General features: G+C 58.0%; 10 protein-coding genes. 8 read left to right on the top strand and 2 right to left on the bottom strand.

The features are described from left to right. Positions 1–4: 4 nt before the first annotated feature. A complete protein-coding gene (locus AC07NR_RS13085) occupies positions 5–298 on the bottom strand; it encodes a hypothetical protein (protein ID WP_495078711.1) in 294 nt (97 codons plus the stop codon). A gap of 8 nt (positions 299–306) precedes the next feature. Beyond that, positions 307–495, bottom strand: a complete 189-nt coding sequence (locus AC07NR_RS13080) for a hypothetical protein (protein ID WP_495078710.1) — start codon at positions 493–495, stop codon at positions 307–309. A 684-nt stretch (positions 496–1179) separates the two neighbouring features. Here AC07NR_RS13080 and AC07NR_RS13075 point away from each other — a divergent pair. From AC07NR_RS13075 to pqqB, 8 genes are all read left to right on the top strand, one after another. Then, on the top strand, positions 1180–1941 hold the full coding sequence (locus AC07NR_RS13075; protein WP_495078709.1) for a hypothetical protein: 762 nt from the start codon (positions 1180–1182) through the stop codon (positions 1939–1941). 405 nt (positions 1942–2346) lie between these two features. Further along, a complete protein-coding gene (locus AC07NR_RS13070; protein WP_119427637.1) occupies positions 2347–2907 on the top strand; it encodes a PBECR2 nuclease fold domain-containing protein in 561 nt (186 codons plus the stop codon). Between the two features lie 308 nt (positions 2908–3215). After that, entirely contained in the window at positions 3216–3677 is a 462-nt protein-coding gene (locus AC07NR_RS13065; protein ID WP_007959884.1) for an Lrp/AsnC family transcriptional regulator, read from the top strand. Positions 3678–3823: 146 nt separating this feature from the next. Continuing rightward, on the top strand, positions 3824–5506 hold the full coding sequence (locus tag AC07NR_RS13060) for a flavin monoamine oxidase family protein (RefSeq protein ID WP_495078708.1): 1683 nt from the start codon (positions 3824–3826) through the stop codon (positions 5504–5506). 12 nt (positions 5507–5518) lie between these two features. Continuing rightward, complete coding sequence (locus AC07NR_RS13055; RefSeq protein ID WP_007959880.1) at positions 5519–6313, top strand: carbon-nitrogen hydrolase family protein; 795 nt, start codon at positions 5519–5521, stop codon at positions 6311–6313. Between the two features lie 38 nt (positions 6314–6351). Further along, positions 6352–8778 carry a pyrroloquinoline quinone biosynthesis protein PqqF gene (gene pqqF / locus AC07NR_RS13050; RefSeq protein ID WP_495078707.1) on the top strand — a complete coding sequence of 809 codons (2427 nt, stop codon included), beginning with the start codon at positions 6352–6354 and terminating at the stop codon, positions 8776–8778. 159 nt (positions 8779–8937) lie between these two features. After that, complete coding sequence (gene pqqA, locus AC07NR_RS13045; protein ID WP_003444522.1) at positions 8938–9012, top strand: pyrroloquinoline quinone precursor peptide PqqA; 75 nt, start codon at positions 8938–8940, stop codon at positions 9010–9012. 81 nt (positions 9013–9093) lie between these two features. Next, positions 9094–10005, top strand: coding sequence for a pyrroloquinoline quinone biosynthesis protein PqqB (pqqB, locus tag AC07NR_RS13040; protein ID WP_493065745.1), 912 nt, complete (start codon positions 9094–9096; stop codon positions 10003–10005). Positions 10006–10013: the final 8 nt, after the last annotated feature.

The raw sequence follows: 10013 nt of genomic DNA, 5'->3' as shown, positions 1-10013 counted from the left end.
GGCGTTACAGGCGACACCACCAGGACTGGGCATAAGCGCAACCGTCTATATATTCGATTCCACTCAGCACGAACCCAGTGACGGCCATGCCTGCGAGAGTTGCGTCAAGTAAAGGTGGTAAAGGATCCGGGTCGAGCGGCATGCCTACCTCAATGCGAGCGATGTTGGCGGCTCGGCCTAATTCATGGCAGATAACAGAATTGACCATGACGTTCCCGCGGATTGCCGGATAGCGGCGCCGTTCCTTCGGATCCAGAGCGACACCACGTAAACGCATGGGCGTGACAAGTACATGCATAGTGATCCCTACTCGTCGGCGTCAAGATCAAGTAGCGATTCAACCGCGTATGCCAACGCCGCGTCCGCTAACTCCAGCAGGTCACTCAGCTCGTCAGTATCGATCACATGGTCCTGATACAGGGCATGAGCTTCCCTGAGCAATGTCTTGTGATGAGCACCGGGCATTGCGAGCAGCGCCACCTCGTCTCGCAGCATGACCCGCCACTGCGCAACCCCTTCTGACCCAAAGGTTGTGGCTCTCGCAGATTCTCTATTCATCGCGCTTACCTATCCTACCGAAATACTGTATATGCAGACAGTATACCGATAGCCAAATAGCGCCACATCATCTCGGCGACTGACGGCATTGGCCTCACATCACAGATTGACCTGATCACTTCTGAAAATTCTGCCACGCATAAAAAAACAGCTGAAAAAGCACTTATCCCCCTCCCGCCGGCGCGCTCTGAACCGTTTTTTTGTGCAAAGCCGGCGGAGATACAAAAGCATCTAGGGCATAGGCTGGCCGGGGGCCTTAGGGAAGGGATGCCAATTTCAATGAATGCAATCTTTTGAGGAGCTGTGAAAGCTGGTTGCACCTCATGCTTGAAGAATGACCAAACCAGGCGATTTTGTAGAGCGCCCTATTCATTGGTCTATCGGGTCAAAAAACGCAGTTTTCATCAAATTTGAAAGAAACAGCGCCTAATCAGCTTAGGATTTTTTTGGGCGCGTATGAGGAGTATTTTTTCATGCTCAACCCTTATTTTTCAGCGCATTGAGGACTTTTCCGTCATTTCATAAGCTTGCTTCCAGAATGGTTGGCGCGCAGCTAATCTCAAATGGAATAAAGTGGGAAAAAAGACTATAGCGGCGCCCTAGGGCGCGAAGGAGTGGTACGTGACGCCAGACCTCACTGTTCCCTTTTACCTAGACTGGAAATTTTGGTCTTTCGTTGCTTCGATTTCAGCGATTGTTCTTTCACAAATCCCGCCAATCCATTTGCTAATTCGACCACGTCGTCTGGACGTCGAGGTGCATAGTCGTATCCAGCTAATGCATCGAGTCGGGAACACCAATGTCGGATTGGCGGTGGGCATCACCAACTCAGGCGGACGTGCGCTTAGGATCAGATCTATGCGTGCCGATCTGACGCGAGACGGCCGGCCGATGGCTTCTCTACCAGCGATGTCTTACTTCGAAACCCCCTCATCAGCCTCCTCCACTTTATTCGTTCCGTTTTTACTAAAACCGGGCGAAAGCTGGTCACACGGTGTCGGCTTTTTCAACTCGTTTGATCGGCAAACAGAAAAGGCGTATCGATCAAGCCTTTCGCTGCTTAAGGCTGATATCCGCCAAAAACTTGATGCTCAACCCTCAGATAGCAAGGTGTTGGTCGAAGCAGATCCTGCTGCAGTTGCTCCATTCACGGCTATGTTCAACACCTTTTTCAATTTGCATCCAGGTGAATACACAGTGTCACTCACGGTTACGGCCGAGCCTGGATCAGCCTCTTACTCAAAAAAATACAGGTTCACCCTATTTGAAAGCGATACCGACGAATTAAGAATGCAATCCGAAAAGTACAAGTATGGGACTTTCATTGCCTACGATGAACAAGACGTTTCAATCAACATTCCTCTAACGGAGGCTGCGAATTGACTACCCAAACACCATGTCGCAGGAATCACAGCAGAGTTTTTTCCGTCCAACCTCCGTCCAATTCAGGAAGATTTCATCGCTGCACATATGCACAGAAAAGCTCTGGAGCTATTGGATTTTCTGGCCTTACCCCGTAAAGTGGCCATCCTATCTCGGGCTCATAATCCTTTGGTCCACGGTTCAAGTCCGTGTGGGCCCACCAAACATGAAAAAGCCGCGCACTCGCGCGGCTTTTTTTCGCCTGTCGTTTGGCGTTTACGTTCTTCACAAGCGCAATGTTCGGAAGACTACCGCAAGGTCTGTAGGCTATTTCCCAAGCTGTGTTTTCACACAGCTTTCAGCCTTGTTAGCCTTTTCTCCGAGCGAGTAATCTCCGGGCGCCGCTGCCCGCCAAGGATTACTTTCATGCTCGTGAGTGCTGCGCCACTGGTCAAAGAAGCAGGTGGCCAACAAACATGGATCGACTTAGCTTTGCCCGACCTGCGGACACTGACCAGAGAGCTTCGCTCAGCCGCCATTGAGGAAGTGAAAAGGGCAGACGATGCGCAAGGAGCACTCAGAATACTCTTGGCTCACTTCGGATTTATCGATGAGGCATTACTGGCAGTCACTATCCTCACCCCGATCGGAAACGTTGCGGTCATGAGGGACAAGCTCGCCCATATTGTCGAAAAGCGGGCTGACTCACGAGAGCGCTATGTTCGACATGCCATTGATACGCTGACGGGACCTTTTGAGATTTGGAGAGTCCTGTACGACAACGGTGGATACCGCCTGGCCTTCATTAACGCCTACGAGGCAAAGAATGACATGCTAGTCGTGGTGGATGTCAGGCACGGACACGTCCTGTGGAACTTCATGCATGCCCCGGCAAGAGCGATGAACAAGCACCGCCAGGGCGAACTTCTCTACAAGAGGTACGTTCTTCAGGACAAACAAAAAGGGGAGCCTGTTGGCTCCCCTTGAGTATTTGAATCCTGATATTGGCATCCTCAGGAAATGGGATGAAGAGGTCTCACCTTACACCGATGTTGCAGCATCGCTGAGGTACCTACGTCTGCTGAAGCCCTGCAAGGCAGCAGATTTCGCGCTCTTGAGGCCATTTTTTATAAAGGCAGCAGGCAAGTCAAATCATTTGTCTGATCTTTTGTTTCAGTAAAATCCCCCGATGCGGCGGCTGCCTGGCCTCAGCCGCTCAATCAGCACTCACAAGCGCCTCGCGTGACGAGCCTGTAACATGTAACCCCATTGATCCGTACCGCTGGAGCCTGCCCTTGCCCGACATCCGCCCACCCGTGCTCGATGAAATCGACCGCCAGCTGATTGCTGCCCTGCAAATCAACGCCCGCGAAAGCGTGGCGATGCTGGCCAGGCAACTGGGGATCGCCCGCACGACCGTGACTTCGCGACTGGCGCGGCTGGAAAAGGCCAAAGTCATCACCGGCTATGGCGTGCGCCTGGGTCAGCGCGTGGTGGATGGCGGGTTGCAGGCGTACGTCGGGATCAAGGTGCAGCCGCGCTCCGGCAAAGAGGTGTTGCGGCGGTTAAGCGCGATGGCCCAGGTGCAGCAGTTGTGTGCGGTGAGTGGTGAATTCGATTATGTGGCGTGGCTGCGAACCGATTCGCCGGAACAGCTCGATCAACTTCTGGATCAGATCGGCAGCGTAGACGGCGTCGAGAAGACCACGACCTCGATCATCCTCAGCAGCAAGATTGATCGCGGGCATCCAGTCTGACCAATATTTTCGTCATATTGCAGCACAAACACTCAAATCGACGACACTTTGCGTCTTATTAACGTGTTCTACGCTCCCTAGAATGGCTGGCATCTTTTCCTATACTCAGACGCGCATCCGGCGTCGGGTCGCCAGCAAGGTCAGCCATGAACAAGAACAATCGCCATCCTGCAGACGGTAAGAAACCGATCACCATTTTCGGCCCGGACTTTCCGTTCGCCTTCGACGACTGGATCGAACACCCCGCCGGCCTGGGCAGCATTCCCGAGCACAACCACGGCGCCGAAGTGGCGATTGTTGGCGCCGGCATCGCAGGTCTGGTGGCCGCTTACGAGCTGATGAAGCTCGGCCTGAAACCCGTCGTTTATGAGGCCTCGAAGCTTGGCGGCCGTCTGCGTTCCCAGGCATTCAACGGCACTGACGGCATCGTCGCCGAGCTTGGCGGCATGCGCTTCCCGGTGTCTTCCACCGCGTTCTATCACTACGTCGACAAACTCGGCCTGGAGACCAAGCCCTTCCCGAACCCGCTGACACCCGCCTCCGGCAGCACCGTGATCGACCTGGAAGGCAAAACTCATTACGCACAGAGCCTGAAGGATCTTCCTGCACTGTTCCAGGAAGTGGCGGACGCCTGGGCCGACGCTCTGGAGGCCGGCTCGCAGTTCGCCGATATCCAGCAAGCCATCCGCGACCGTGACGTGCCACGCCTCAAGGAACTGTGGAACACCCTGGTGCCACTGTGGGACGACCGCACCTTCTATGACTTCGTCGCCACGTCAAAAGCCTTCGCCAAACTGTCGTTCCATCACCGCGAAGTGTTCGGTCAGGTCGGTTTCGGTACCGGCGGCTGGGACTCGGACTTCCCCAACTCGATGCTGGAGATCTTCCGCGTGGTGATGACCAACTGCGACGATCACCAACACCTGGTGGTCGGTGGTGTGGAACAAGTGCCACAAGGTATCTGGCGTCATGCGCCGGAGCACTGCGTACACTGGCCGCAAGGCACCAGCCTCAAGTCGTTGCACCATGGCGCGCCGCGCTCCGGAGTGAAGAAAATCGCCCACGCGCCTGACGGACGTTTCGCGGTTACCGACAACAACCGCGACACTCGCGAATACGCCGCCGTACTGACCACCTGCCAGAGCTGGCTGCTGACCACCCAGATCGAATGCGACGAAACCCTGTTCTCGCAAAAGATGTGGATGGCCCTCGACCGTACGCGCTACATGCAATCGTCGAAGACCTTCGTGATGGTCGACCGCCCGTTCTGGAAGGACAAGGACCCGGAAACCGGCCGCGACCTGATGAGCATGACCCTCACCGATCGCCTGACCCGCGGCACCTATCTGTTCGACAACGGCGACGACAAGCCCGGCGTGATCTGCCTGTCGTACTCGTGGATGAGCGATGCGTTGAAGATGCTCCCGCACCCGGTGGAAAAACGCGTGAAACTGGCGCTGGATGCCTTGAAGAAGATCTACCCGAAAGTCGACATCGCCGCGCGGATCATCGGCGATCCGATCACCGTCTCCTGGGAAGCCGACCCGCATTTCCTCGGTGCGTTCAAGGGCGCCCTGCCCGGTCACTATCGCTACAACCAGCGCATGTACGCGCACTTCATGCAGGACGACATGCCGCCGGAGCAGCGCGGGATTTTCATCGCCGGCGATGACGTGTCGTGGACGCCGGCCTGGGTCGAGGGCGCGGTGCAGACATCGCTCAACGCGGTGTGGGGAATCATGAAGCACTTTGGCGGGTCCACACATAAAGAGAACCCCGGCCCGGGTGATGTGTTCAACGACATCGGCCCGATCGCCCTGCCCGAGTAAGAGGAATTCCCGATGCGTGTAGCCCTTTACCAATGCCCACCGCTGCCACTGGAACCGGCCGCCAACCTCCAGCGCCTGCATCAACTGGCGATGGAGGCCAAAGGTGCCGATTTGCTGGTGGTGCCGGAGATGTTCCTGACCGGCTACAACATCGGCAAGGAGGCGGTCGCGACATTGGCCGAGGTCTACAACGGTGAATGGGCGCAGCAAGTCGGACGAATCGCCAAGGCTGCCGGCCTGGCGATTCTCTACGGTTACCCTGAGCGCACCGCCGAAGGGCAGATCTACAACGCCGTGCAGTTGATCGATTCAAACGGCGAGCGCCTGTGCAATTACCGCAAGACGCACCTGTTCGGCGATCTGGATCGTTCGATGTTCAGCCCCGGCGATGGCGAGTTTCCCATCGTCGAGCTCAACGGCTGGAAGCTCGGCTTCCTGATCTGCTACGACCTGGAGTTCCCGGAAAACGCCCGGCGCCTGGCCCTTGAAGGTGCCGAGCTGATTCTGGTACCGACGGCGAACATGATTCCTTTCGATTTCATTGCCGATGTTTCCGTGCGCTCCCGCGCTTTCGAAAACCAGTGCTACGTGGCTTACGCCAACTACTGCGGCCACGAAGGCGACATCCATTACTGCGGGCAAAGCAGCATTGCCGCGCCGGATGGCAGCCGCATCGCCCAGGCCGGGCTGGATGAAGCACTGATCGTCGGAGAGCTGGATCGCCAGTTGATGGTCGACTCCCGCAGCGCCAACCGCTACTTCAACGACCGCCGCCCCGAACTTTACGACGCGCTCAACAAGCGCTAATCCGCTAGCATTGGCACTTCACTGTTCTGGAAGTGCCCATGCCTGCGCCGACTCACCCCCGCCCCCACACCGAAACCCTGGCCAACGGCTTGCGCGTGACCCTGCGTCACGTACCCGGCCTGAAGCGCAGCGCCGCCGCGTTGCGGGTGGCTGCCGGTAGTCATGATGTGCCGTTGGCATGGCCGGGACTGGCGCACTTCCTTGAGCATTTGCTGTTCCTCGGCACCGAGCGTTTTCCTGCACAGCAAGGGCTGATGGCCTACGTACAAGGTCACGGCGGCCAGGTGAATGCCAGCACCCGCGAGCGCACCACCGATTTCTTCTTTGAGTTACCGCCAGCATCCTTCAGCGGCGGGCTTGAGCGTCTGTCAGACATGCTCGCCCATCCGCGTATGGATCCGGACGACCAGTTGCGGGAACGGGAAGTGCTGCAGGCGGAGTTTGTCGCATGGTCACAGGACACCGATGCTCAGCAGAAAGAAGCGCTGTTCGAAGGGCTGTCAGCAGCGCATCCGTTGCGCGGCTTTCATGCCGGGAATCGCGACAGCCTGCCAGTAGAGCAGGCGGAGTTTCAGCAGGCGTTGAAAGACTTCCACCAGCAGTTTTATCGCACCGGGCAGATGACACTGAGCCTGGTAGGACCGCAGAACATTGAAGAGCTGCGAACGCTGGCCGAGCAGTTTGCTGCTGCGCTGACACCTGGGGATAAAACTGAGCAGGCAGCGCCCGTTCGCTTGATGGACAACCCGCAGGCAAGTTATCAACAGGTCGGCGAGCGACACGGCAATCTGCTGTTTGCATTGGAAGACCTGCCGAAGTCATCGGCCGAAGCGCTGGCGTTTCTCTGTCACTGGTTGAACAACGCCAAACCCGGTGGGTTGCTCGCGCATTTGCAGCAGCAGGGTCTGGCGCAAGGGTTACAGGCGTTTCCGCTCTATCAGTTTGCCGGGCAGGCTTTGCTGCATCTTCAACTCACTGCGGCATCCGGATCACTCGACGCCATCCGCGCACAATCTCTCGACTGGCTGAGCTTCTTCGCAGCGCAGCAGGACTGGCCAGCATTGCGTGCGGAATACGCGGAACAGCTTCAGCGTCAACAGCAAGTCAGCAGTGCGCTGCAACTCGCTCGCCTCGACAGCGAACAACTCGAAAGCGGCCTGCCTGAATCGGCCGTTACGGCACTCAAAGAGACTCTCGGCATAATTGGCACTGTGGATAACTTCAGTCCCCATTGGCATCTGCCGGCTGCCAACCCGTTCCTGCGCACAGCCGAACCGCTGGCCAACGCCGGCTTGATCCGTGGCCAGACCAGCGCTCACCGGGGTCTGCGCACGTTCGCTCAGGATCGCTCGCGCAGCCGCCGTGAACGCTCGCCGATGCAGTTCAGTCAGGCACTGCCGGATAACAGCGACGTAGGCGCGGTGTATGTGCGCTGGCAAACGGAAGCAGCGGCCACGGCCGAGCTGCAAGCGAAACTGCAACGCAGTCTGCGGGAAATGTCGGATGAAGCACGTCAGGCCGGGGTCGAGTTGTCGTTCAGCACCACGGGTAATCAGTGGTTGCTGAAAGTGACCGGTCTGCAGGACACGCTGCCCGCTGTGCTGGAACATGCGCTGAAATCTCTGACACAAGTGGGCGTCGATTCCGCGAATGGCGAGCTGCAACCTGCGCTGATACCGATCCGCCAACTGCTCAAAGTACTGCCCGAACAGTGCCTGCCAGTGGCAGGTGAATCCGATGACGCCACGCACCTGTGGACAACTTCCCGCTGGGATGGCCTGGCATTGAGCCTCAACCCACAGACCCAACCCGCCATGGGCCTGGCGCTGAGTCGCATCCCCGGCACACCGGACAATCAATTGCCCGCACCGTCAGCAATCAACACCGGTTACCTGTGGCGCCAGATCGAAAGTGCTTCCAGCGAACACGCCTTGTTGCTGTTCTGCCCGACCGCCAGCCAGGAAATCGACGACGAAGCCGCGTGGCGCCTGCTCGCGCACCTGTGCCAGACGCCGTTTTACCAACGTCTGCGAGTCGAACTGCAACTCGGTTATGCAGTGTTCAGCGGGTTGCACCAGATCCATGGCCAGACTGGATTGCTGTTCGGCGTGCAATCGCCCTCGGCTACCGCAGCGCAATTGCTCGATCACATTCAGCAGTTTCTCAATGGCCTGCCAGCCCTTATCGAACAACTCGATGACGCCAGCCTCACCCAGCAACGCCAGACGCTTGCCGATCAGTTCGATGACAGCGCCCTGTCCGGCAAAGAGGCGGCCGAGCTCCTGTGGCAGGCCCGCCTCGCCGGCCACTCGTCGGATTATCTGGTGCAATTGCGTAGCGCCATCGTTCAACTGGATCGCCCGGCATTGCAGGCCGCCGCACAACGCCTGATCCGCGCCGAGGGTGGCTGGCACGGCCTGTCCAGTGACCCTGCGCCAGGCGCGCCATGGCAAGCGGCAAAATGATCATTACCGGGGCTGCAAGGAGCTTTCCCAAAGATTCACGGGCAAACCCCCTGAAATTTTGAGTAACATAGCCACCTAACTATTTGGAACATCTCAGCGCTGCCGTGGACTATACCTATGGATAGCGCTATCTCACCCACCTGAAGAAGGAGTCACCCGATGGCTTGGACCAAACCTGCTTACACCGACCTGCGTATCGGCTTCGAAGTCACCATGTACTTCGCCAGCCGCTGAGTTCTGCCTCGTCAGAATTGCAGTGCAACGCCTCGGCTCGCCGGGGCGTTTTATTTTCAGCGTTGAAATGATGGAGCGTTCATGTTCGTCCAGATTCTGGGTTCGGCCGCCGGTGGCGGCTTTCCGCAGTGGAACTGCAACTGCGTCAATTGCGCCGGTTTTCGCGACGGCAGCCTGAATGCCAAGGCCCGCACCCAGTCGTCCATCGCGATTTCCGATGACGGCGTGAACTGGGTGCTGTGCAACGCCTCGCCGGATATCCGTGCGCAGCTCCAGAGCTTCGCCCCGATGCAACCGGGTCGTGCCCTGCGTGACACCGGCATCAGCGCGATCATCCTGATGGACAGCCAGATCGACCACACCACCGGCCTGCTCAGCCTGCGCGAAGGCTGCCCGCATCAGGTCTGGTGCACGGACATGGTCCACGAAGACCTGAGCACCGGTTTCCCGTTGTTCACCATGCTCAAGCACTGGAACGGCGGGCTGGACTGGAACCGCATCGAACTCGACCAGAGCTTCACCGTCGCCGCGTGCCCGAACCTGCGTTTCACCCCGCTGCCATTGCGCAGCGCCGCACCACCCTACTCGCCGCACCGCTTCGACCCGCATCCGGGCGACAACATCGGCCTGATCGTCGAAGACCTCAGCACCGGCGGCAAACTGTTCTATGCGCCGGGCCTGGGCAAGGTCGATGCACCATTGCTGGACATTATGGCCGGCAGCGACTGCGTGCTGGTGGACGGCACGATGTGGGACGACGATGAAATGCAGCGCCGTGGCGTCGGCACCCGCACAGGCCGCGAGATGGGCCACCTGGCGCAGAACGGCCCCGGCGGCATGCTCGAAGTGCTGGAACAGCTTCCCGAGCAGCGCAAAGTGCTTATCCACATCAACAATACCAACCCGATTCTCGACGAAGACTCGCCGGAGCGTGCGGAACTGGTGCGACGCAATGTTGAAGTGGCGTATGACGGCATGAGCATCGTCCTGTAACGAATGGC

The sequence above is a fragment of the Pseudomonas sp. GW821-FHT09C09 genome (genome assembly GCF_059418105.1).
Note: the sequence above shows the minus strand (reverse complement) of the source record. Positions and strands in the feature narration are given on the sequence as shown.

What these genes read in the sequence shown, in the direction of transcription:
- AC07NR_RS13085 (WP_495078711.1), bottom strand. Translation starts at nt 298, where the DNA reads ATGCATGTACTTGTCACGCCCATGCGTTTACGTGGTGTCGCTCTGGAT.
- AC07NR_RS13080 (WP_495078710.1), bottom strand. Translation starts at nt 495, where the DNA reads ATGCTGCGAGACGAGGTGGCGCTGCTCGCAATGCCCGGTGCTCATCAC.
- AC07NR_RS13070 (WP_119427637.1), top strand. Translation starts at nt 2,347, where the DNA reads ATGCTCGTGAGTGCTGCGCCACTGGTCAAAGAAGCAGGTGGCCAACAA.
- AC07NR_RS13060 (WP_495078708.1), top strand. Translation starts at nt 3,824, where the DNA reads ATGAACAAGAACAATCGCCATCCTGCAGACGGTAAGAAACCGATCACC.
- AC07NR_RS13055 (WP_007959880.1), top strand. Translation starts at nt 5,519, where the DNA reads ATGCGTGTAGCCCTTTACCAATGCCCACCGCTGCCACTGGAACCGGCC.
- pqqF (WP_495078707.1), top strand. Translation starts at nt 6,352, where the DNA reads ATGCCTGCGCCGACTCACCCCCGCCCCCACACCGAAACCCTGGCCAAC.
- pqqB (WP_493065745.1), top strand. Translation starts at nt 9,094, where the DNA reads ATGTTCGTCCAGATTCTGGGTTCGGCCGCCGGTGGCGGCTTTCCGCAG.